Origin of the sequence: Nocardia callitridis (genome assembly GCF_039543305.1) — a bacterium.
GTDB classification, from domain to species: domain Bacteria; phylum Actinomycetota; class Actinomycetes; order Mycobacteriales; family Mycobacteriaceae; genus Nocardia; species Nocardia callitridis.
On the sequence record NZ_BAABJM010000002.1, the window covers coordinates 1,851,379 to 1,872,606 of the forward strand.

General features: G+C 65.4%; 21 protein-coding genes and 1 CRISPR repeat array (1 of these 22 only partly in view). Of the genes, 9 read left to right on the forward strand and 12 right to left on the reverse strand.

Translation table 11 applies throughout. The features are described 5' to 3' along the window. Nucleotides 1-1,567: a CRISPR direct-repeat array (repeat unit 37 nt; unit sequence GTTGAGATTCTCGCCGAGCGTTGCCGCTCGGCGCTGG) (it extends 205 nt beyond the left edge of the window). Between the two features lie 412 nt (nucleotides 1,568-1,979). The 3 genes from ABEA50_RS17170 to ABEA50_RS17180 all read right to left on the reverse strand — a co-directional run bounded on the left by ABEA50_RS17170 (nucleotide 1,980) and on the right by ABEA50_RS17180 (nucleotide 4,713). Beyond that, a complete protein-coding gene (locus tag ABEA50_RS17170) occupies nucleotides 1,980-2,417 on the reverse strand; it encodes a hypothetical protein (RefSeq protein WP_345496406.1) in 438 nt (145 codons plus the stop codon). Nucleotides 2,418-2,955: 538 nt separating this feature from the next. Then, nucleotides 2,956-3,975 (reverse strand): nucleoside hydrolase, encoded by a 1,020-nt coding sequence (locus ABEA50_RS17175; protein WP_345496407.1) that lies wholly within the window; start codon nucleotides 3,973-3,975, stop codon nucleotides 2,956-2,958. Between the two features lie 420 nt (nucleotides 3,976-4,395). Continuing rightward, nucleotides 4,396-4,713, reverse strand: coding sequence for a hypothetical protein (locus ABEA50_RS17180; RefSeq protein ID WP_345496408.1), 318 nt, complete (start codon nucleotides 4,711-4,713; stop codon nucleotides 4,396-4,398). Between the two features lie 168 nt (nucleotides 4,714-4,881). On the opposite strand from ABEA50_RS17180, the gene ABEA50_RS17185 reads away from it, so the two are divergent. Genes ABEA50_RS17185 through ABEA50_RS17200 form a run of 4 tightly spaced genes read left to right on the forward strand, consistent with a single transcriptional unit; the run spans nucleotide 4,882 to nucleotide 6,897 of the window. Continuing rightward, nucleotides 4,882-5,748, forward strand: a complete 867-nt coding sequence (locus ABEA50_RS17185; RefSeq protein ID WP_345496409.1) for a DUF5753 domain-containing protein — start codon at nucleotides 4,882-4,884, stop codon at nucleotides 5,746-5,748. 4 nt (nucleotides 5,749-5,752) lie between these two features. After that, nucleotides 5,753-6,088 (forward strand): DUF397 domain-containing protein, encoded by a 336-nt coding sequence (locus tag ABEA50_RS17190; RefSeq protein WP_345496411.1) that lies wholly within the window; start codon nucleotides 5,753-5,755, stop codon nucleotides 6,086-6,088. A 42-nt stretch (nucleotides 6,089-6,130) separates the two neighbouring features. Continuing rightward, nucleotides 6,131-6,505, forward strand: a complete 375-nt coding sequence (locus tag ABEA50_RS17195; protein ID WP_345496413.1) for a DUF397 domain-containing protein — start codon at nucleotides 6,131-6,133, stop codon at nucleotides 6,503-6,505. A gap of 14 nt (nucleotides 6,506-6,519) precedes the next feature. Continuing rightward, nucleotides 6,520-6,897, forward strand: a complete 378-nt coding sequence (locus ABEA50_RS17200; RefSeq protein WP_345496414.1) for a DUF397 domain-containing protein — start codon at nucleotides 6,520-6,522, stop codon at nucleotides 6,895-6,897. 88 nt (nucleotides 6,898-6,985) lie between these two features. On the opposite strand, the gene rlmN is transcribed toward ABEA50_RS17200, so the two are convergent. Then, entirely contained in the window at nucleotides 6,986-8,095 is a 1,110-nt protein-coding gene (rlmN, locus tag ABEA50_RS17205) for a dual-specificity RNA methyltransferase RlmN (protein WP_345496415.1), read from the reverse strand. A gap of 123 nt (nucleotides 8,096-8,218) precedes the next feature. Here rlmN and ABEA50_RS17210 point away from each other — a divergent pair, with 123 nt between their 5' ends. Beyond that, nucleotides 8,219-8,623 carry a LapA family protein gene (locus ABEA50_RS17210; protein ID WP_345496417.1) on the forward strand — a complete coding sequence of 135 codons (405 nt, stop codon included), beginning with the start codon at nucleotides 8,219-8,221 and terminating at the stop codon, nucleotides 8,621-8,623. Nucleotides 8,624-8,639: 16 nt separating this feature from the next. Here ABEA50_RS17210 and ABEA50_RS17215 read toward each other — a convergent pair whose 3' ends face one another. The 5 genes from ABEA50_RS17215 to rpsB form a co-directional block, all read right to left on the reverse strand. After that, the gene (locus ABEA50_RS17215) at nucleotides 8,640-9,698 is read right to left on the reverse strand and encodes a phosphatidate cytidylyltransferase (protein ID WP_425577624.1); all 1,059 of its coding nucleotides are present in this window, start codon (nucleotides 9,696-9,698) and stop codon (nucleotides 8,640-8,642) included. A gap of 48 nt (nucleotides 9,699-9,746) precedes the next feature. Then, on the reverse strand, nucleotides 9,747-10,304 hold the full coding sequence (gene frr / locus ABEA50_RS17220; protein ID WP_345496418.1) for a ribosome recycling factor: 558 nt from the start codon (nucleotides 10,302-10,304) through the stop codon (nucleotides 9,747-9,749). A 50-nt stretch (nucleotides 10,305-10,354) separates the two neighbouring features. Beyond that, the gene (gene pyrH / locus ABEA50_RS17225; RefSeq protein ID WP_345496419.1) at nucleotides 10,355-11,083 is read right to left on the reverse strand and encodes a UMP kinase; all 729 of its coding nucleotides are present in this window, start codon (nucleotides 11,081-11,083) and stop codon (nucleotides 10,355-10,357) included. A 189-nt stretch (nucleotides 11,084-11,272) separates the two neighbouring features. Beyond that, on the reverse strand, nucleotides 11,273-12,097 hold the full coding sequence (gene tsf, locus ABEA50_RS17230) for a translation elongation factor Ts (protein ID WP_345496420.1): 825 nt from the start codon (nucleotides 12,095-12,097) through the stop codon (nucleotides 11,273-11,275). 95 nt (nucleotides 12,098-12,192) lie between these two features. Continuing rightward, entirely contained in the window at nucleotides 12,193-13,083 is an 891-nt protein-coding gene (gene rpsB / locus ABEA50_RS17235; RefSeq protein WP_345496421.1) for a 30S ribosomal protein S2, read from the reverse strand. 543 nt (nucleotides 13,084-13,626) lie between these two features. On the opposite strand from rpsB, the gene ABEA50_RS17240 reads away from it, so the two are divergent. The 3 genes from ABEA50_RS17240 (at nucleotide 13,627) to ABEA50_RS17250 (ending at nucleotide 15,823) form a co-directional block, all read left to right on the forward strand. Further along, nucleotides 13,627-13,872, forward strand: coding sequence for a hypothetical protein (locus ABEA50_RS17240; RefSeq protein ID WP_345496422.1), 246 nt, complete (start codon nucleotides 13,627-13,629; stop codon nucleotides 13,870-13,872). Between the two features lie 316 nt (nucleotides 13,873-14,188). Further along, nucleotides 14,189-14,716 carry a M23 family metallopeptidase gene (locus ABEA50_RS17245; RefSeq protein ID WP_425577625.1) on the forward strand — a complete coding sequence of 176 codons (528 nt, stop codon included), beginning with the start codon at nucleotides 14,189-14,191 and terminating at the stop codon, nucleotides 14,714-14,716. A 552-nt stretch (nucleotides 14,717-15,268) separates the two neighbouring features. Next, complete coding sequence (locus ABEA50_RS17250; RefSeq protein ID WP_345496424.1) at nucleotides 15,269-15,823, forward strand: DUF1990 family protein; 555 nt, start codon at nucleotides 15,269-15,271, stop codon at nucleotides 15,821-15,823. An 11-nt stretch (nucleotides 15,824-15,834) separates the two neighbouring features. Here ABEA50_RS17250 and ABEA50_RS17255 read toward each other — a convergent pair whose 3' ends face one another. Then, nucleotides 15,835-16,188 (reverse strand): GatB/YqeY domain-containing protein, encoded by a 354-nt coding sequence (locus ABEA50_RS17255; RefSeq protein WP_345496425.1) that lies wholly within the window; start codon nucleotides 16,186-16,188, stop codon nucleotides 15,835-15,837. A 943-nt stretch (nucleotides 16,189-17,131) separates the two neighbouring features. Between ABEA50_RS17255 and helR the strand changes: the two genes are divergently transcribed. Continuing rightward, nucleotides 17,132-19,336, forward strand: coding sequence for an RNA polymerase recycling motor ATPase HelR (gene helR, locus ABEA50_RS17260; protein ID WP_345496426.1), 2,205 nt, complete (start codon nucleotides 17,132-17,134; stop codon nucleotides 19,334-19,336). A 217-nt stretch (nucleotides 19,337-19,553) separates the two neighbouring features. Here helR and ABEA50_RS17265 read toward each other — a convergent pair whose 3' ends face one another. Both ABEA50_RS17265 and ABEA50_RS17270 read right to left on the reverse strand, forming a co-directional pair. Continuing rightward, nucleotides 19,554-20,333, reverse strand: coding sequence for an acetoacetate decarboxylase family protein (locus tag ABEA50_RS17265; protein ID WP_345496427.1), 780 nt, complete (start codon nucleotides 20,331-20,333; stop codon nucleotides 19,554-19,556). Nucleotides 20,334-20,429: 96 nt separating this feature from the next. Then, a complete protein-coding gene (locus ABEA50_RS17270) occupies nucleotides 20,430-21,176 on the reverse strand; it encodes a TetR/AcrR family transcriptional regulator C-terminal domain-containing protein (protein ID WP_345496428.1) in 747 nt (248 codons plus the stop codon). Between the last annotated feature and the right edge of the window lie 52 nt (nucleotides 21,177-21,228).

The following is a 21,228-nucleotide window of genomic DNA, read 5'->3' on the forward strand; positions in this document are numbered from 1 at the left end:
GCCTGCGACGGTGTTGAGATTCTCGCCGAGCGTTGCCGCTCGGCGCTGGCGGCGGATGTGCGCGAAGACAACGCGCGTCTCGAGGTTGAGATTCTCGCCGAGCGTTGCCGCTCGGCGCTGGCGGTGGTGGCCCGGACCCGTATGTGGCATCGGTGCGTGTTGAGATTCTCGCCGAGCGTTGCCGCTCGGCGCTGGGCCGCCAAGTGGAAGAGCAGCCCCACCCCGTACCGTTGAGATTCTCGCCGAGCGTTGCCGCTCGGCGCTGGCTACAGCTGGAATCCGCAGCGTTATCGGCGCGGATGTTGAGATTCTCGCCGAGCGTTGCCGCTCGGCGCTGGCGCCGGTGACGCCGGGAACGGTGAAGGTGATAGCCACTGTTGAGATTCTCGCCGAGCGTTGCCGCTCGGCGCTGGCAGCTCGAGTTCGAAGCCGTCGAGTTCCTCCTTGCCGTTGAGATTCTCGCCGAGCGTTGCCGCTCGGCGCTGGGCGGCGACGGCAGCCAGGCGCATCGCGTCGCTGCCGTTGAGATTCTCGCCGAGCGTTGCCGCTCGGCGCTGGCGGCCGGTGATCGGGGCCTCGGTGTCCCACGAACGGTTGAGATTCTCGCCGAGCGTTGCCGCTCGGCGCTGGACGTTGATGAACACGCGTTCGCGGGTCTGCATCTCGTTGAGATTCTCGCCGAGCGTTGCCGCTCGGCGCTGGGACCTTGTTGCGCAGCTTCGCCGAGGCGATCGCGATGTTGAGATTCTCGCCGAGCGTTGCCGCTCGGCGCTGGTGCCACCGGCGAGGATTCCAGCCCCCTTGGTGAGGTTGAGATTCTCGCCGAGCGTTGCCGCTCGGCGCTGGCCGCTGTTGCCGGGAGGTGTTCGTACCAGTCTTTGTTGAGATTCTCGCCGAGCGTTGCCGCTCGGCGCTGGGCTCGTGCGGATCGGAGGCGACGACCCAGTCCGTGTTGAGATTCTCGCCGAGCGTTGCCGCTCGGCGCTGGTGACGCGCCTCGAAGCGGCGCGGGCCGCGCTCGCTGTTGAGATTCTCGCCGAGCGTTGCCGCTCGGCGCTGGCGTCGAACGTTCTGCGCGGTGTGATCGTGCACGAGTTGTTGAGATTCTCGCCGAGCGTTGCCGCTCGGCGCTGGGCCGGGCGTATGCGGGTGCCTGGCCGCGCCACGCGTGTTGAGATTCTCGCCGAGCGTTGCCGCTCGGCGCTGGACCAGGCCCACCAGCCCGGCGAGCCACCCGGACCGTTGAGATTCTCGCCGAGCGTTGCCGCTCGGCGCTGGGCCAAGCGCCCCATGCAGGCTCTCCGGCACCTGCTGTTGAGATTCTCGCCGAGCGTTGCCGCTCGGCGCTGGCCTCAGCGAGCGGATCGCGCGGCACCCTCGCACCGTGTTGAGATTCTCGCCGAGCGTTGCCGCTCGGCGCTGGGCAGTTCGGCCAGCGCGTGCAAAGCCGCGGCAATGTTGAGATTCTCGCCGAGCGTTGCCGCTCGGCGCTGGCAATGGTCGCGTCACCCGAGCGGTTCCGCAGACGCTGTTGAGATTCTCGCCGAGCGTTGCCGCTCGGCGCTGGGCTCGATGACCTCGAATTATGCTGAAATAACATCGTCTTGGCGTGTGTTTCCGCACTCGCACGCTGTGGTTTTCCCAGGTGAGTGGTTCGGAACCCTCCTGGCATTCTCGTCGCACTAGGGGTTCCGAAGCTGACGACGCACGTAGCAGTCCCGCAGGGACTCTGCGCTGCATCGAATAGCCTGTCCGAACCCATTGTCACGCACGTTGTTTAACTTACTGCGCGCCACTGACATTCGGCTCCGTCGTGCGGAACACCAGGGGTTCGGTGTTGCGGAGCGTTTCTGGGTCTCGGCGGACGGTGGCGTGGTCAGGGGATTGTTCGGCGTGTTCGGATTGGTGAAGGCGCTACTGCGGTCGGAGTGCACGGGACTATTCGGCAACGGAGCGTTCTTCGTTCGAAGCGTGGCTGGTCACAGCATCGAGATGGTTCCGGGGAGTTGGCGGATTCCGAGGGAGAGTTCCTCGACGAGGTCCCCATATGCTTCACCGGACTCGGCGAGCCGGGCGGAAGAGTCCACGTAGAGGGTCTCGGGTGCGGCGGCTAAGGCGATGTAGGCCGACACCACCAGTTGGGCGATCTGGTCGATGACTTGTCCCATGGTGTGGGTGTGCAGTCGTGCCGTCGGTGACGGCGCCGGAGCCGCAACGCTCACGAACAAGTCGATACGCTGAATCAACCGCATCCTTTGCCAGTCCAGATCGTGGATCTCGCATGCTGGCGCGTTCTCACGGGTTTCATGCACGCGCGCAAGTTCGACCGCTGCGATCAGCATGGGATGGGTGCCGTCAAACGGAAATCCTCGGCACGCCGCCAGAATCGTGGCCTTGTCCGGCAAACGCGTCACCATCAACGCCTCCCCGAGGCCAGCTCACCAGTCGAGGAACCGGGAACACCGGTTTTGAGCGCGGCGGTCGCCGCCGAGGCTGATTGTTCGCCGATCACCTCCAGTGCTGTTCGCAGCACGCGGTTGCGTGGAGGCAACGCAGTGGCGGTCTCGGTCGGCGGAGAAGCCCAGTACCAACCGCCGGGAGTGTGATCCGACATCGGTAACCACACGCGCGTCCCAGCGGCGGCCTCGCAGATACCGTGCCGGTCGAACTCGGACTTCGCGAAATCGTCCAGCAGCCAAAGGAGCCCACCTCTCGCCCTGCTCGGGCCGACGAGAACGATTGTCTCCCGGTGGTTTCGGGTGTGGGCGAGGATCGGTATCTGGCGATCGGCGCCTATCCGTCGTCGGATTGTGGTGGCAATCTCGCGCGGCATCTTCACCGCCCCAATGTTGTAGCTGGTTTGCAGTAATGCGCGCCCGTAGGTGAGCTCGACCGGGAATCCGCGATCGGCATACCAGTAAGCGACGTCGTGTGGGCTGTGGCAGCTCTGGAACATCAGTACTCTCGCAGTTTCGTCAGCAACTCGTTCAACGCCAGCGCATCCGCCGCGATTGGGCCAGTCACCTCCTCGACCGAACGCGTCAACGCCCAACCCAGCGGGCCGCCAGCGCTCAGAGTTGCGCGCACCCACTCCATGAACGCCGCGTAGTCCGTAGCCACCGACACCCTCGCGGAGCACTCGGTGCCGGACACCATCCGTCCGTCGGCCTCCATGCGGAAATCGAGCTGCTCGAAGTCGACGTATCGGCCTGAGCCCTTGATGGTTTCGGATTCCCGGAGCAGCGCCCACAGGGCTAAAGGGTCGTGCAGGCGTGAACTCGAATGCCACACCTGGAACCACTGGTCGTAATGCGCCACCAGCAATCGCGCCCACGGCTCGGTTGAAGCGGCCAGCAACCGGTAGATCTCACTGTCACGGTGGACCGCGATCTCGGTGCGCCAGGTGGTATCGGACAACACCAACGTGAGGTCGACGCCGCTATCGACGACATAGCGGGCCGCGCGAGGATCTGCCCGCAGGTTGTGCTCGGCTCTCGACGGGTCGCGGTAGGTCCTGTACCAGCCACCCATCTGCACGACCTTCGTCCGGTCGAGCACACCCGCCGGGGACTGCGCGGTGACGTCGCTCGACAGCATCCACGCCAGTTCCGTCATAGGACCGAACCCCGCCCACAACAATCGCTGCTCGGGATCTACCGACAACCCCGTCAAGAACGACTGCCAACCCACCCTGCGTCCATCACGACGGGAAGGCGCGAGCCCTTCTGCAGCCCAATGCTTTCGGCCACCCGTGACCTCGCCAGGAATGACCGGCACATCCGGTCGACCCAAGAGGTCGAGGAAGTACCGGACGAAGGCCGCGCGACGGTAATCGGAATACTCATCAGTGGTCAACACCGCGAACTCCGGTGTCGTGAACGCCAGCAACGCGAGTGCGACCGCATCGTCCGGGTCGTCGCCCGCATCCGTGCACGCGATAAGCAGCTCACGCGAATCGTGGTACCTCGTAGTCATTCTCGGATTCCCCTTGAAATCAGCACGCACCGGACAGCAACGCGCGATCGAACAAAACAGTGATCTGTCGCAGCCGACGAACCCATTCCCCTGCACGGTTCGCCGACCGAAGAGCCGACGGACAGCTCCGCCGTCACGTAACCCCCAGCGGTACAGCGCTTCAGCGAAGCCAGCGGCGACCCATCTTCATTCCGTCAGCCACAGGCGCTCACAACTCAAACGCGGACAAAGGTTTTCGTCGCTGCCGCCGAACACCACTCGCACAGCAAGCCCCGGAAGGTGACTGTGCTGCCAGCAACGCAGGAAATTCACCGCCGCCGACCGACACGCCCACACATCCACCCACGCGCCAGCGCAGTCCAGAAACCGGATACGAACGTCTACCTCATCCGGACGCGGAGACAGCCGCGACACGACCGATTACCCCGCCGACTCAGCAGGCGAAGGAGATTCGTCCTCGCGACGCCGCGGCCAGTACCTGCGCCCACGTTTCGGCCTACGCCACGTCGACGCGGCCATCGCACCCCCGACCGCCTCCAACAACGGAAGCTCGAGCAGCTCCGCGTACCCCATCGCTTCCCCAGTGACCTCAGCGAGCTGTATCGCCGCGACGGCCTGATCAAGCCCGACCGTCCTGCCCGGCAAATACGACACCGCCCACTGCCCCGACCCTGCTGATCTGGCCTGATGCTCGGTCAGATCAGCGGTGATCAACCCCTGCATAACGTGCACCGCCATCGTTTCCCCTATCCACTTCATAGAGCCTGAAGTAAGGCATCAAACAAATGAGCCGTATCGCAGTGTAGAGTACGATACTTAATTTAAGTATTCAATACGTGCTAGAAGGAATCTGCAAAGATCTGTGCTGTAACGTGAGGCGACTTCACTCGAAGGGAAGAGATCGGGATGGCACGAACCTCTCCCACCGTCGCGGGTTGGGAACTCATGCTGCGGGTGCGTGAGCAGCTGGCGACGCGTGGACTCAAGGCGAACCAGGTTTCAAAGGCCCTCGACATCAGTGGGGCCTACTGGTCTCAGGTCGCGAACTACAAGGGCCTGCTGACCGAGGACAAGCTCTCGGTCTTGCTAGACCTTCTCGAGTTCGAGCCGCCGGAGCGGGAGGAGCTCATGCAGCTCCGAGAGGCCGCGAAAGGCCCGAACCCTTACGCCGAGTTCTCAGCCCTGTTCGATGACTCGTTGAAGCGGTTCTACGGGCTCGAAGATGGCGCTCAGAGCATCCGCAGCTTCGAGAGCAGTGTCATTCCGGGGCTGCTGCAGACCGAGGATTACATCAGAGTTCTGATGAAGGCCGCGGTGACGACCGGCCGACCAACCGAAGTCGAACCTCGTGTTCGCGCAAGGAAGAAGCGCCAGAACCGTCTCGATGGGCCGGACCCGCTGCAACTTTCAGTAGTCGTCGGGCAGGCGGCCCTCATGTGCGTTGTCGGCGGGCCGGAGGTTCAGCGCGCACAGCTACGGCATCTCCAGGAGCTCGTCGAGGCACACCCGCATACGCTCGATCTTCGAATCATTCCGTTCGATGCAGGCGGGTCGCTCGCGAGCTTGAACGCCGCGACATTCCATCTACTGGACTTCAACAGCGCCCGATTGCCAACAATCGGCTGGTTGGAGACCGCCATCTATGGCGAAATCGCCGACAGCTCCCGACACGTGGAAGCGCTCGAGTACCTCTACAGCCAGGTACAGGCCATCGCCCTGGACCAAGCCGACTCATTGAAGCTGATCGACCAGATTGCACGTCAGATAGGCTGAAACTGTGAGCACACACTTCTTCAAATCGAGCTACAGCGGCGGCGACAAGACCTGCGTCGAGGTCGGCCACACCCACGATGCCGTGCTCATCCGGGATGACAAATACGTCGGCGAGAAGTCCCAGCAGCCCACGATCTCGGTTGCGGCCGAGGAGTGGTCGAAGTTTCTCGACTTGGCAGTCAGCAGCAGCTCAGGGAACATCGGAGAGGTCGAGGTTGCCGTACTCAGAGACGGCGGCGCCGCGATCAGCAGCGGCGAAACCACGTTGGTGTTCAACCGTGACGAGTGGGAAGCATTTGCAAAAGGCGTGGCGGACGGCGAGTTCAACCGCCCTTCCTGATGGTGTAGACATCATCGGTTCGCTGTCCAGGGCACTTGCAGAATGTGCGTCCACAAGCCCACACACAAGCCTGGTTGGTTCAAATCCAGTTACAGCGACCACGGCAACGCCTGTGTCGAGGTGCGGTTCAAGGGCGAGAACGTGCTCATGCGCGACAGCAAATACCAAGACCCCGAAGAGGTTCGGCCCATCTCATCCCGTTCACGGCCGCCGAGGGCCAGGCGCTTGGCGGTTCCACCTTCTCGATTACGGCAGTCCTCAGCTACCAACTCTCGGTTGGTCCGAAACGGCGATCAACGGCAGCATCGGCGAGGACGAATCCGAGGTCAGCAGCCTTGTCTACGCCTTCGCGCAAGCGCTGACGCAGACGCTGACTGCCACCGAATCCCTGGAACTGATCAAGGATTCAGTACGTGAGTAAAATTTGCGACATGAACGCCTACGAACCCACACGCGAACCTGGTTGGTTCAAATCCAGTTACAGCGACCACGGCAACGCCTGTGTCGAGGTGCGGTTTGAGGGCGAGAACGCGCTCCTGCGCGACAGCAAATACCAAGGCCTCGAAGAGGTTCGGCCCATCATCACGGTCCCCGTAGTGGTCTGGTCCCATTTCCTCCAGGCCGCCATGGACAACACCGATAGTCGCCGAGCGATGCCCGGGCACCCTGCCATCCAGCACACAGCATCCGGTGAAACGACCATCACCGATGCGGACGGCACGTCGCTGAGCTATACCGCTGCTGAATGGGCGGCCTTCATCTCGGGAGTACGTGCTGGAGAGTTTTCGTCTGCCCGTCCCGCAGCTTGAGGACCTGTAACCCGGGGAGCTGTGATCAAATCTCGGGAGGTTGGTCATGGCTCGCTGGGGCAGAGACAGGGCTTCGTCCGCCGCTCGATCAGCCCTCGGCAGCCAATTGCCCACACGCGGCGGCGATCTCCTGGCCACGCGTGTCACGCACCGTGCACGACACACCCTGGGCGATCACCCGGCGCACGAACTCCTTCTCTACCGGCTTCGGGCTGGCATCCCACTCACTGCCCGGAGTCGGGTTGAGCGGGATCAGGTTCACGTGCACGAGCGGGCCGAGGGCCTTGTGCAGCTTCTTGCCGAGCAGGTCCGCCCGCCACGGCTGGTCGTTGATATCGCGGATCAGGGCGTACTCGATGGAGACGCGGCGGCCGGACTTGTCCGCGTAATACCGTGCGGCGTCGAGCACTTCGGCGATCGACCAGCGGTTGTTCACCGGCACCAGGGTGTCGCGCAGTTCGTCGTCGGGCGTGTGCAGGGACACCGCCAGGCGCACCGACATGTCCTCGTCGGCCAACTTGCGGATAGCCGGAGCCAGCCCGACGGTCGACACCGTCACCGACCGCTGCGAGATACCCAAACCGTCGGGAGCGGGCGAGGTGATCCGGCGGACCGCGTTCACCACCCGCTTGTAGTTGGCCAGCGGCTCGCCCATTCCCATGAAGACGATGTTCGACAAGCGGCCGGGGCCGCCGGAGACCTCGCCGTCGCGCATGGCCGCGGCGGCGGCGCGGACCTGGTCGACGATCTCAGCGGTGGTCAGGTTGCGGTTCAGGCCGCCCTGGCCGGTCGCGCAGAACGGGCACGCCATGCCGCAGCCCGCCTGGCTGGAGATGCACAGTGTTGCGCGGTCCGGGTAACGCATCAGCACGCTTTCGAGCAACGTGCCATCCGCGGTGCGCCACAGGGTCTTTCGGGTCTCCCCCTCGTCACACGCGACGTGCTTGACCACCGACATCAGCGGCGGGAACAGCGCCGAGCCGATCTTCTCTCGCACCGCGGCGGGCAGGTCGGTCATCTGCTCGGGATCGGCTTCCAGACGCGCGTAGTACTGGCGCGCGATCTGGTCGGCGCGGAACTTCGGCAATCCCAGCTCCTCGACGGCCGCCCGCCTGCCCTCGGCATCGAGGTCGGCGAGATGCCGAGGCGGCATGCCACGGCGCGGAGCATCGAAAACGAGGGGAAGGGAGACGGTCATAGTTCGTCCATTCTCCCATCCGAACAGGTGGGTCGACGACTCGGGCCAGCGCGGGCGACATGTGCAGCCACGACGCGGCCGATCAGCGTGCACCTGCGGGCGCCGTCAAGGATGATCAACGGTATGTCCACCCACGCGGAACCCGGTCCCCAGGGCGAACCCACGCCCGACGCCACGACCGACCTGTCCAAACCCGATCACACGGCGCCCAACCACACCGCCCTCGATCACCAGGACGAGCCGCCGGACACCACCCCGCCCGCGGCACCCGTCAAGTCGCGACGCACGTCGATCAACTCTCGCGTCGGCAATGCCTGGATCGCGCTGGTCGCCGGCGCGATCATCCTGGTGATACTGCTGATCTTCATCTTGCAGAATCTCGCGCGGGTCGAAGTCAGCCTGTTCTTCTGGGATTTCTCCCTGCCACTCGGTGTCACCGTGTTGCTGTCGGTGATCGCCGGTGCGCTGGTGATGGCGCTCGTGGGCGGTGTGCGGATCCTCCAACTGCGCCGCGTCGCGAGGAAATAGCGGGTCGGCGGCGGCGTCAGGACAGCAGCGCCGACAGCACCAACCACGACACGAACGCCGAAGGAAGCATCGAGTCGAGCCGGTCCATGATGCCGCCGTGACCGGGCAACAACGTACCCATGTCCTTGATACCGAGCTCGCGCTTGATCTGCGACTCGATCAGATCCCCCATCGTCGCCACGACCACGAGGCCGACACCGAGCACAACGCCGATCATCGAGTTCGCCTCGAGCAGCAGCGTCACCGTGAGCAAACCACCGATGACGGTGAACACCAGCGAACCGCCGAACCCCTCCCACGACTTCTTGGGACTGATCGACGGCACCATCGGATGCCGTCCGAACAAGACTCCCGCCACATAGCCGCCGACATCCGAGCAGACCACGAGAATCATGAAGGTCAGCACCCGCAGATTGCCGTTCGGCTCGAGCAGCAACAAGGTCGAGAACGAGGCGAGCAACGGAATCCACGCCAGCGTGAACACCGTGATCGCGGTGTCACGCAGGAAGTTTCGTGGCGCGGTCTGTAATCCGTGATCGAACAATCGCCACGCCATACACACCAGGGTGGTGGCGGCGAACGCCCCGACGACACCATCGGCGCCGAAGGGCCAGCCCAGCCAGAACACGGCCTGCCCGCCCACGATCAGCGGTACCCTCGGCACCAGCACGTCGGCTTCGCGCAGCCGCTTGCTGACCTCCCAGGTGGCGACGGCGACCGCGACAGCGACCACGCCGATGAAAACCTTCGGCACGAAGAGCAGGATCGCGATCAGCGACAAGCCGAGACCGAGCCCCACCGCGAGCGCGGCGGGCAGATCGCGCCCAGCCCGGCCGGTAGACGGCGCAGGAGCACCCTGCGCCGACTCGGACGCGGGATCGGTCACCGCGTCCTCGTCGGCTGGTGGCGCTACGACGCCGGGATGTTCCTCGGCTGCCTCCGCATGGCTCGAGGGGTCACGGTCCAACGCACCAGCATGCTCTTGCGTCGCATCAGCTGTGCCGTTGACCGGTGTCGGCTCCTCGGCCGCACCGGTCGCGGCGGCGTTCTCGGCCACGATTGTCCCGTCGCTCAACTCGTCGTTCCGTTCAATCCCCCGCCATGCGGGCCATCAGCTCCTGCGTCAGACCTCGAGCAGTTCGGCTTCCTTGTGCTTCACCAGCTCGTCGATCTGTGCGACGTAGCGGCCGGTGGCCTTGTCGAGCTCCTTCTCGGCGCGCCCGACCTCGTCCTCACCCGCCTCGCCATCTTTCTGGATACGCGACAGTTCGTCCATGGCCTTGCGGCGCACATTACGAATCGCCACCTTGGCGTCCTCGCCCTTGCCCTTGGCCTGCTTGGCCAACTCGCGACGCCGCTCCTCGGTCAACTGCGGGACCGAAATGCGAATGATGTCACCATTATTCGTCGGATTGACACCGAGATCGGAATTACGGATCGCGGTCTCGATCGGCCCCATCTGCGACTGCTCGTAGGGCTTCACCACGACCATCCTCGGCTCCGGCACAGAGATACTCGACAGCTGGGTGATCGGGGTCGGCGACCCGTAGTAGTCGACGACGATTCGAGAGAACATGCCGGGGTTCGCGCGACCGGTACGAATGCGACCTAGATCGTCCTTCGCCACCGAAACGGCCTTCTCCATTTTCTCTTCGGCATCGAAGAGCGCTTCATCAATCACGACCGTATCCTCCACAGCGTCGTCATCGTCATGATCCGCGGGTCGCGGGCTCAGGACCGAACCAGTGTGCCGATCTTCTCACCGGCGACCGCACGGGCGATATTGCCCTTGGTCAACAAATTGAACACCAGCATGGGCATCTGGTTGTCCATACAAAGACTGAAGGCGGTCGCGTCGGCCACCTTGAGACCGCCCTCGATCACCTCCTTGTGGGTGATCTCGGTGAACAGCGTCGCATTCTCGTCCAACCTCGGGTCGGCGTTGTACACACCGTCGACGCCCTTGGCCATCAACACCACCTCGGCGCCGATCTCCAGCGCACGCTGGGCGGCGGTGGTGTCGGTGGAGAAGTAAGGCATGCCCATACCCGCGCCGAAGATCACCACGCGCCCCTTCTCCAGGTGCCGCCGCGCGCGCAACGGAAGATAGGGCTCCGCGACCTGACCCATGGTAATCGCGGTCTGCACCCTGGTGTCCACCCCGTGGCGTTGCAGAAAGTCTTGCAGCGCAAGGCTGTTCATCACCGTACCGAGCATGCCCATGTAATCCGAGCGTGCCCGTTCCAGTCCGCGCTCTTCCAGTTCCGCGCCACGGAAGAAGTTTCCTCCGCCGATCACCACGGCGACCTGAACACCGGTCGACACCACCTCGGCAATCTGTTCGGCGACCGTCTCCACGACATCGGGGTCGAGCCCCACCGTGCCACCACCGAACATCTCGCCACCCAATTTGAGTAGAACCCGGCGATATCCTGGGCGGTCGGTCCCGGACTCCGTCATGGGTGTTGCGCTCCTTCGGCGGTCGTCATGTGCTCGGCAATCATCCGCGACAGCGGCGGCAATGCGGAATCGCTTCCCAACGCGGAAGCGCTCCTATCCTGCCTCATCAAGGTTCGGCAGCATGAGAAGACCCCCCGTCCACCGATATTCGGTGCGACGAGGGGCCTGTTCACGATGCCGGGACGGGACTCAGTTGGCGCCGACCTCGAAGCGGGCGAAGCGGGTCACGGTGACACCGGCTTCGTCCAGCAGGGCCTTGACCGTCTTCTTCGAGTCGGTGACCGACGACTGCTCGAGCAGGACGACGTCCTTGAAGAAGCCGTTGACGCGACCCTCGGTGATCTTCGCGAGCGCGGCTTCGGGCTTGCCCTCTTCCTTCGCGGTCTGCTCGGCGATGCTGCGCTCGTGCTCGACCACCTCGGCGGGAACGTCATCACGCGTGACGTACTTGGCCTTCAGTGCCGCGACCTGCATGGCCGCCGCGCGGGCAGCGTCGGCCGCCGCGTCGCCTTCACCGGTGTACTCGACGAGCACGCCGACGGCGGGCGGCAGATCCGACGCACGCTTGTGCAGGTAGGTCGCGACGGGTCCGTCCAGCGAAACGACCCTGCGCAGTTCCAGCTTCTCGCCGATCTTCGCGGCAAGCTCCTGCACGGCCTCGTCGGCGGTCTTGCCGCCGAGATCGAGCGCCTTGAGCGCGTCCAGGTCGGCCGGCTTCGCGGCCGCGGCGGCGGTCACGATCTTGTCGGCCAACTCCTGGAACTCCGCGTTCTTCGCGACGAAGTCGGTCTCGGAGTTGATCTCGACCAGCACGCCACCGCTGGCGGCGACCAGGCCCTCGGCGGTGGTGCGCTCGGCGCGCTTGCCAACGTCCTTGGCGCCCTTGATGCGCAACAACTCGACGGCCTTGTCGAAATCGCCCTCGGTCTCGACCAGAGCGTTCTTACAATCCATCATCCCGGAGCCGGTGAGCTCCCGGAGCCGCTTCACATCGGCGGCGGTGTAGTTCGCCATCGGTGGCGAGCCTCCTTCGAGAATGGGTTAGTACCGGTCAGCGGTGATCACGATGGCATCGCTTCGTGATCACCGCTGGAACAACGGGTTACGACTCAGGCCTGCGACTCGGCCGGAGCTTCCGCGGGGGTCTCGGTCGCGGGGGCCTCGGTCGCGGGGGCCTCCGTGGCGGCTGCCTCGGCGGCAGGAGCCTCGGCGGGGGTCTCGGCCGGGGTGGCCTGCGCGAGCTGCTCGAGCTCCCACTCCGCCAACGGCTCGCCCGCGCCGACCTCTGGCTTGTCGTCACCGGAGGAAGCGCCCGCACGGGCCTGCACGCCCTCGGCCACCGCGGAGGCGACGACCTTGGTGAGCAGCGCGGCCGAACGGATCGCGTCGTCGTTACCCGGGATCGGGTAGTCGACCAGGTCGGGGTCGCAGTTGGTGTCCAGGATCGCGATGACCGGGATGTTCAACTTGCGCGCCTCGCCAACGGCGATGTGCTCCTTGTTGGTGTCGACGACCCAGATAGCCGAGGGCACCTTGGCCATGTCGCGGATACCACCGAGGGTGCGGTCGAGCTTGGTCATCTCACGCGTGAGCATGAGGATTTCCTTCTTGGTGCGACCCTCGAAGCCACCGGTCTGCTCCATCGCCTCGAGCTCCTTGAGGCGGAGCAGGCGCTTGTGCACGGTGGAGAAGTTGGTGAGCATGCCACCCAGCCAACGCTGGTTGACATACGGCATTCCGACCCGAGTGGCCTCGGCCGCGATCGACTCCTGGGCCTGCTTCTTGGTGCCGACGAAGAGAACGGTGCCACCGTGGGCGACGGTCTCCTTGACGAACTCGTAGGCCTTGTCGATGTAGGTCAGCGTCTGCTGCAGGTCGATGATGTAGATGCCGTTGCGGTCGGTGAAGATGAACCGCTTCATCTTCGGGTTCCAGCGCCGTGTCTGGTGCCCGAAGTGTGCGCCGCTGTCGAGCAGCTGCTTCATTGTTACGACAGCCATGGCTCTCGTACTCTCTTTCGTTGCCGGTTGTCGCGATGAATCGGTGATTCACCGCCCTAGCGCCTCCGAATCGCCGGACCCGACCAACGAGTGGCGAGACCAGCCGACGATTCCCTGCTTCGCGGTGACGCCACCGATGCGAGAACCCATTTCTGGTGATCCACGATCGAAATAGCGCCTTCACGAACAAGCACGGGGCGCGCGAAGTCGGTCGATGCGAGGCAAAGACCGCTCAACCAGTTTACGGCGCCGCGCGCTACCTGCGAAATCGGGCCTCCTGAAGTGCGCGAAATCGACTCGCCCGGTCAGCGAAGCGTGTCGCCTTTCACCGGTCGTGCCGGACCGGCACGTGCGGTGGCGCCATCGTTGCTCGGCCGCAGAGGCGATACCAGCGTGACAGCAGAGAATCGGCATTCGACCTGAACTTATGCCTGCCCGTCGTGCCGATCAGAATGGAACAGATCGTGTTCACAACTGGGCTCCTTGTCCACATTCCGCCCATGGGCCTGGTTCGCCGGAGCGCGCCACACAAAGCTTGACGGCATGGACCCGAAACCGCTCTCGCTGACGATGACGCTGGTCATCCCGTTGCTTCTCGGCCTCGCGATCGTGCTCGCCCCTTCCGGGGCGATAGCACGAGGCGCCACCGCCGACCTGTGCAGCGGGTCGGCCTGTGGTCTTCGACCGCCGCCATGGTTGGTGCGCCCGGCACCGCACCGACTGCTGCCGCATATCCCGGAGGCGCCGGCCGGCCATCTTGGGGATCCGAAGCACGAAATGACGACCTGAGGTGATCCACGGCTCGAATCCGACTGACCGCATGCCACGAGCAGATCAACCACCCATGCTGGAACGCCGGGAAACGTCCAGCAGTCCGACAGTCGGCATTCGCGACGCGAGCGGGTCGGTTTCGGTAAACACGTGTTCCCGTCAGCGAGACCGGCACGGTAAGTTCGCGGCCGTCTCGCTGCTGAGTACCCGTTTCGTCGTCCACGCGAGCGCGAACATGGACAAGTCTGCGCCCCACCGCGACTCGATGGCGGCACCGCGGCTTTCAATTCGGCACCTACGGCGACGTGTCCCGCTGCCGAAGGCGGTGAGGCCCGTGCCGTGCGGACGCGTAACCCTGCGCCGCGCCGGTACCTGCTTCGCGGGAGTCGCGGCAACGGTGCTGGTCACTGCCGATCCGTGCGCGCTGGCCGCACCGCAGGAGCGTTACGACTGGCCCCTGCGGCCGAAACCCGCGGTGGTGCGGCGGTTCGACAAACCCGAACACAACTGGTTACCCGGCCATCGCGGGGTCGACCTCGCGGGGACTCCGGGGCAGTCGGTGTTCTCGGCGGGGGACGGCATCGTGGTGTTCGCGGGCACGGTCGCGGGGAAGCCGGTGGTCTCGATCGACCATCCCGGCGGGTTGCGCAGCACCTACGAACCGGTGCGGGCGAAAGTCCCGGTCGGGCGGCGAGTCACGAAAGGCGCCATGATCGGCGTGCTCGAGGCCGGACATGAAGGGTGCGAGTATTGCCTGCATTGGGGGTTGCGCAGCGAAGGTGCCGGGCGAAAGCGCGAGTACCTGGACCCACTCGGCCTGTTGCACCTCACCGAACTGCGGCTGAAACCGGTGCGGCGGTGAAGGTTCGAGCGTCGCGGTCGGAATTTACTCGCCCCGGCAACCGCCGGTGCGCCGACGGCGACAACACCCCGAAGAAGCGGCGGCACAACGAGCTCCTCGACCCGCGGCCAGTCGCCAGCACGGGACGAGCCGCCACAGATCGTCGAGAAGGTATCGAAGAGCCGCTGTCTCCTGTGTCGAGATACCGAAGGCGTGGCACTCGATCGGCGAACTCCCAGCCCCACTTCCTTACTGCCCCGGACGACACTGCCCCGCACGACGAGCAGCCGACGATGTCGGATCGCGCGGTGAATAACGCCACCACCTTGTCGACGCTCGGGGGTAATCGTGCGCGTCTGCTCCGCCGCGGCCTCCGTCGATGGCGGTTCGGGCGCGGCGGATCTGGTGCGCGGCGGCAGGGTCGGCTCCGAACTGTGGCACCCCTGCGGGCCCGAGGAAGAGGTTCGGCGTACGGACGGTGGCGGCGAAGGCGCGCGCGGCGGTATTTCCGAAGTTTCACGACGCCCGGCGGGCCGTTCGTGATCCACCGCACCGACGACGGAAGATCGGTGGATGCAGCACGTCGAGGACGACCCACCGTTCACCTACCCCGAAGTCGGCGCGACCAAGGGGCCACTGCCGGAGGGGTATCACCGATTTCGGTTACGCCGACGGCTCGGCTACGGGAAGGAGTTGTTCGAGCATGCGGCAGCAGAGCTGCTGTCCTATCGAATGCAGAAGGGCGCGGGTGTCTTTCATTCCGCCGATACCCCGAGCGCCGAGCCAGGCACGCACCTGAGTGTTCGACTCGGACCGAAAACGGTGGGGATCGTCGCGCCGTGCCGCGTGGTCTACGTGCTGTGCGACCCGCTACCGAGCCCGCGCGACACCACACCGAACACGTTGCCGCGCCGCGGATTCGCCTACGGCACCCTGCCGGGCCACCCCGAGAGCGGCGAGGAACTCTTCGCCGTCGAATACGACCCGACCGACGACGCCGTATACGGCCTGGTTATCGCGTTCTCCCGCAACGCAGCCTGGTACGCACGCCTAGGCGGACCGCTGGTGAAGATGATCCAGCGGTACGTCGCGGGCAAGTACCTCGATGCGCTGCCGACGACGGGATAGCCGGCCGTCACTCACAGCAGGGCGGACAGTGTCTCTGCTTCGGCACGGAGTGCGGCCGCGTGTTCGGCCTGGCCGAGCCCGTCGTACTCGTCGGCCACGGTCCTTCGCTCGGCGATCGCGGTGCGCACGATCTGTTCGATGTCGGACTCCGACAGGTCGCGGCGACGGACCTCGGTGGACCCGACACCGACCGAGCTGTCCTCCACGGCCCCGGCGCGGTGCTCGGTGCCGTCCACCGCCTCCGCGTTGTCGATCGCGCCGAGCGCGGAGCGCAGCGCCGATATCGCCTGGCGGTCACGGGATTTCATGGCAGTGGTGAGCGCGGCGCGCATTCGGGCGCGCAGGGACACCGTTTCGGTCGACATGCGTACACCGTAAACAACGCAGGCCGCTCGATCGACCGGATTTCCCACCGCGTAGCCGACCACCGTGCAGCGGAGGGCGCTCAACTCGCCGAGAACGGCACCGAACCCACCGATACGACATGCTCCCGCTGATCTCCGCCGAGCCGGTGGGTCGCTGCCCCGACGAAGGGATGTGCGTGAACCGGAGCATGTCGTATCGGCGGGTTCGGGGTGGTCGCCCGACACGAGGGTTGTTGCGCCGGCTCGTGTCGCCTCGTGGGCTCGGGTGCTGCCAGCGCGTGGGCGTGCGCGGGCCGGCTCATGCCGCATTGGTGGGTTCGGGGTTGCTGCCCGACGCGAGGGTTGTTGGGCCGGCTCGTGTCGCTTCGTGGGTTCGGGTGCTGCCAGCGCGAGGGCGCGTGCGGGCCGGCTCATGCCGCATTGGTGGGTTCGGGGTTGCTGCCCGACGCGAGGGTTGTTGGGCCGGCTCGTGTCGCTTCGTGGGTTCGGGTGCTGCCAGCGCGAGGGCGCGTGCGGGCCGTCTCATGCCACTTCGGTGGGTTCGGGGTGTCGCCCGACGCGAGGGTGTGTTCAGGCTTGTGTTCGAGTCTTCATCCGTGGTGTGGCCCGGAGGGGGCGAGCAAAGGCCGAGTCAGCTGTCAGAGCTGAGAGCTGGGGGCGTGAAAACCGCGCAGTCTCGCGGTTGAGGGGTACTGGCATACCCGCAGGCGCCGGGGAAGACCGGGCGAGTTCGGGTAAGTCAACCGGTGCCGAAAACACCGGCGAACAAAGAAAGAAAGGGCGACCCGCTCCCTTTCCACCTTCATTATATAGCGCGAACACGGCTTGCGGGAAGGCCGGGGGTTGGGCGCATAATCGCTGGCCTGAGCCGAAAATCGGCTGATCGAGGGCAGGAACTCGCGTGCGTCGACGGGGTCGTCGAGTCAGGGGAAATGAGGGGCAGATGGCAACCCGAGGATACGAAGACGAATTACGCGCCGAACGGGATTATGTGGCGGGGTTGTACACACGACTCGATGCGGAGCGCGCACGGGTGAAGGGCAACTACAGCGCGGCATTGCGCGGCCGCGGCGAGACACTCGTCGACCGGGATGTCGAGGTGCGCGCGCTGGCGCGGGAGAGCAAGCGGCTGGACGTGGCCGACGACGGGCTGTGTTTCGGGCGCCTCGACGCCGTTTCGGGCGAACGCTCTTACATCGGCCGGATCGGGATCTTCGACGAACAGAACGAATTCGAGCCGCTGCTGTTGGATTGGCGCGCACCCGCGGCGCGCGCGTTCTACGTCGCCACCGCGGCGAACCCGGAGAATATGCGCCGCCGCAGACAGTTTCACACCAAAGGTCGGCGCGTTGTCGACTTCACCGACGAGGTGCTCGGCCGACCCGGTGCCGACCAGCGCGACGAGGGTGGTGACGCCGCGCTGTTGGCGGCGGTGAACGCACCGCGCGGCGACGGCATGGCCGACATCGTGGCCACGATCCAGGCCGAACAGGACGAGATCATCCGCCTCGACCATTCGGGCGTACTGGTGATCGAGGGCGGCCCCGGCACGGGGAAGACCGTGGTGGCGCTGCACCGCGTCGCGTATCTGCTCTACACCCAGCGCGAGCGGATGGAGCGCCACGGCGTGTTGGTGGTCGGACCCAATCCGGCGTTCCTGAACCACATCGGCCGCGTGCTGCCCTCGCTCGGCGAAGCCAACGTGGTGTTCATGACCACCGGCGACTTGGTGCCGGGACTGAGTGTCACCGCCGAGGATTCACCGGAAGCGGCCCGGGTCAAGGGTTCACGCAAGATTCTGGACACCCTCGCCGCGGCGATCGCGGACCGGCAGCGACTTCCGGAGCAGCCGATTCCGATCGAACTGTCGGATGTCACGGTGCGTATCGACGCCGAGACCGTGCAGTGGGCGCGCCAGGAGGCGCGCGAGAGCGGATTGCCGCACAACGAGGCGCGACCGGCGTTCACCGACATCATCACCTGGGTGCTCACCGAACGCGCCATCGCTCGAATCGGTCGAGGATGGCTGACGAGGAAGGACCGCGACGCGTGGGAAGACATGCGCGGCGACCTGCTCACCGAGCTCGCCGAAACCGAGGCCTTCGGTGCGGCGCTCGATGCGCTGTGGCCGATCATGACCCCGGAAACCCTGCTCACGCAGCTGTATTCGTCGCACGAGCGGTTGGCCGCCGCGGGCGCCGACGTGGCGCTGTATCGCGCCGACGGTGCAGCGTGGACGGTGTCGGATGTGCCGCTGCTCGATGAATTGGTCGACCTGCTCGGTGCCGATAAGCCCGCCGACAACAGCACCGAACAGGAGCAACGCGCCGAGGCCGAATACGCCGCGGGGGTGCTCGACATCATGGTCGACCGCACGGACATGATGGACGACGAGGATCACCTGTTCGCCAAGGACCTGCTCTACGCCGAAGACCTCGCCGACCGCTTTCTCGAGCGCGACACCAGGGAGCTCGCCGAACGTGCTGCGGCGGACCGGGATTGGACCTACCGCCACATCGTGGTCGACGAGGCGCAGGAATTGTCGGAGATGGACTGGCGGGTGCTGATGCGGCGTTGTCCCGGCCGCTCCTTCACGGTGGTGGGCGATGTGGCGCAGCGCAGGTCGGCGGCCGGTGCGCGGTCGTGGGACACGATGCTGGAGCCGTACGTTCCTGGGCGATGGGCCTACCGATCGCTGACGGTGAACTATCGCACCCCCGCGGAGATCATGGCGATCGCCGCGACCTTACTCGCCGAGTTCGCGCCCGGTGTCCAGCCACCGGAGTCGGTGCGCGCGTGCGGCGTATCACCCTGGGCACGACAGGTTACCGATGAGGAATTACCTGGCGCCATCGAGCAATTCGTGCACGAGGAGGCCGATCGTCCTGGCACGAGCATCGTGATCGGGCCACCGGGCGTGCCCGGCACGGTGGCGGCCTCGCGCACGAAGGGATTGGAATTCGACGCCGTCCTCGTCGTGGACCCCGAACGGATTCTCGCCGAAGGCGACCGCGGCGCCGCCGAACTCTATGTCGCGCTCACCCGCGCCACCCAACGTCTCGGCGTCTTGCATCGAAACCCCTTGCCACGAGCGCTGACCGGACTCGCCGCGAGCGGAGGAGATCACCCTCGATCGCAGGCGAAGTAACCACGTCGAGCGGTAGCAGTTGCTCGGCGCAGCGTGCGCGATGACGCAATCTCACACGCGCGGATCGGCGGCCGAACTCTTGGCGGGCCCCCCGCAGCACACATCGCCGCACCGTCGCACACCGAATTCGGTCTTGGGGCGCGGCCGCAGCAGTGGCAGGTAAGGCACCGCGTGATCAAAAGCGGTTCGTGGCACCCGTCACCAAATCGGTTGCGGCTCAACCGAAGAACCGCCGCCGAAGGCGAGCCGTGCCGTGGTGATACTCGGTTCGGCACGCCACCGGGGTCGCGTCGTCGAAGGTCATGGCCAAGCGGTCGATTGTCGCGGTCAGTATCGCGCGGCGCGGCAGGCCGAGTGTCGCGAGTTCCGCGGCGAGGGGGTGGGCACCAAGCCGGAGGGTCGCGCCGCCGAGGCGGGCGCGCATCGCCGCGGGTTCCATGTGCCACGGGGTGCGGCGGGTACGGCCGTCGAGGTGGGAGTAGGCATCGAAAGTCGAAGTGGCACTGCGTCTGGCCGGAATAGGGAGGCCGCGGCAGGCGGTCAGTTCGGCAATCAACGCACCGTCTTGGTGTAGTTCGCCCCTGCGGGTCCCACCCTGGTGCTCGACGGCGAAATCGGCGAGTTCCTTGGGGAATCCCCAGATTCCACGCCCGGCCGCGAGGGTGAATTCGCCGTCGACCGGCAGGCGGTGGATGAAGACGCCGGATCGGCCGGTGAGCAGGGCGCGGAGGTCTCCGGTGGGCGGGGCGGCGGCGTGGGCGACCATGAACGACACCCCGAACTCGTGATACGGGCCGAGGTCACCGTCGACGTACTGGACGAACACCAGGGTGCAGACCGCCTTGTCGCCGGACACGCGCAGCACCCGCAGTCCCGAATAGTCGATGAGTCGCTGGGTCGCGGCGGCCGGAACGAGATAGGTGGCCAGGAACGCGTGTGCCAACCGGATACGCACCGGCATCCGCACTTGCCGACCGAGAACAGTGTGGGTGCTCACCAGCACACCTTCCTGTGAACGGGCGGGGAACAAACACCGCTTCACCTACTAGAATAGGTGTCAGTATATCGAGTCAAAGGACTGCCAATAGCATTTTTACTGATGTGAACGCGTTGCAGAACCTGGCTGCATCAAAGGACCCGCCGCCGCGCGTAACCGCGCCTCGAGACCGTCCATCACGCACAGCAGACCGAAATCGAAGGCCATCGCTCGCGCGGTATTCGAATCGGTCTGGGCGGATACGTGGTAGTCCTCGCGCAGATCGGGGTAATCCGCGGCGACCACGTCCACCAGCCGACCCAGACTCTCGGTATCTATCTCCTCACCGTGGCTCATGTTGTCCCACGCGGTCTCGGGCAGAACCTGACCCAGCACGAAGCACACCACCGTGCCGGTCGCCAGGTAGATGTCGATGCCGTCGAACCCGGCCGCCACGCAGGCGCGGCGCAAACCATCGTTGAGCCGCAGCGAATTCGGGCCGATGCTCGGCGCCCGACCGATCAGCGTCGGTGCCCACGGGTGCGCGCGCATCAGCGCCCTGAGCTCGTAGGCGTAGGTCGTGAGCACCTCGCGCCAGGACGTCTGGCCGAGTTCGCGCAGATGCAGCATCCCCCAGAATTCGTCCAGCGCGAGCTCGAGCAGTTCATCCTTGTTCGCCACATACCAGTACACACTGGTGGCCCCCGCCCCCAGCTTGGCGCCGAGTTTGCGCATGGTCAGGGCTTCGAGGCCCTCCGCGTCCAGGATCTCCACCGCGCCGGTGACGATCTGCTCGCGGCGCAATCCCGAGTTCTTGGGTTGACGCGGTTCGCGGGTCCATACCGAGGAGATCTGGATGCTCATGGGCTGATTCTATAACCACTCGCACAACGTTCGAGTTTATCGTACATTGTGC